Annotated in this window: 1 protein-coding gene; it reads left to right on the plus strand. The window is 76.7% G+C overall.

All coding sequences use genetic code 11. From position 1 onward, the window contains the following. Positions 1 to 137 precede the first annotated feature (137 nt). Positions 138 to 1,097, plus strand: coding sequence for a DUF58 domain-containing protein (locus ABZ885_RS41635; protein WP_360200476.1), 960 nt, complete (start codon positions 138 to 140; stop codon positions 1,095 to 1,097). Positions 1,098 to 1,175 lie beyond the last annotated feature (78 nt).

Genomic DNA, 1,175 nt, shown 5'->3' on the forward strand with positions numbered 1-1,175 from the left:
CCGGGCGATCCGCTCGCCGTACCGCTCCGCGGTGACCAGGTCGCCGCGCGATCCGGCCTGCTCCGGCCCGAGGTCGGCGTGGCTCTGGCTCATCATGGATCGGCCCGCTCGACCCCACCCTCGCGCTCGGCCCGGGCGTGACGCTGCAGGCCCTCACCGTCGGTGCCGCCGAGGTCGACCTGGTGGTGCGGGCCGACAGCTGGGGCCGCTGGACCCTCGGCACCGTCGACCTCGACGTCTACGACTCCGGCGGCCTGACCCGCCGCACCGTGCGCACCGAACTCGGCACGGTCGACGTCTTCCCGGTGCCCAGCGCCGCCCGGCTGACCCCGATCCCGGTCCGGCTGCCCGAACGGCTCGGCGAGCACACCACGGCGCAGGAGGGCACCGGCGTCGAGGTGGTCGGCGTGCGGCCGCACGTGCCGGGGGAGCGGCAGCGGCGCATCCACTGGCCGTCGACCACCCGGCGCGACGCGGTCCAGATCAACCAGTTCGCCGCCGAGCGGGCCGCCGACGCGGTGGTCCTGCTGGACACGCTGGCCGACTTCCGGGACGCCGCCACCGGCCTGTCCAGCCTGGACGAGACGCTGCGCGCGGCCGGCGGGCTGACCCGGGCCTACCTGCACCGGCACGACCGGGTCGGCCTGATCGCGGTCGGCGGCGAACTGCGCTGGCTCACCGCCGGGACCGGGGACCGGCAGTTCTACCGGATGGTGGAGAGCGTGCTGGAGGTCCGCCAGGACCGCCGTCACCGCGGCCGCGTGGTGCCCCGCTTCCCGCCCGCCGCACTGCCCGGCCACGCGCTGGTGTACGCGTTCACCACGCTCGCCGACCAGCGGATCCTGGACGTGCTCGGGCAGGTCCGCGACCGTGGCAACCCGCTGGTCGTGGTGGAGGTCCCGGCCGGTGAACCGGCCGTGGAGCCCGGCGACGAGCTGGGCGCGCTGGCCCTGCGGCTCTGGCACGCCGAGCGCGAGGCGGTGCGCTCCGCGCTGCGGGCCCGGGGCGTCCCGGTGGCCCGCCACACCCCGGGCGAGGCGCTGGACCTGGCGCTCGCCCCGCTGCTGCGCCGCCGGATCGGAGGAGGAGCCCGATGAGCCCGATGAGCCCGACGAGCCCGACGAGCCCGACGAGTCCGGTGAACCAGGTGAGCCCGACGAGTCCGGTGAGCCCGG

The organism is Kitasatospora sp. NPDC047058, assembly GCF_040643935.1.
In the GTDB taxonomy this organism is placed as follows: Bacteria; Actinomycetota; Actinomycetes; order Streptomycetales; family Streptomycetaceae; genus Kitasatospora.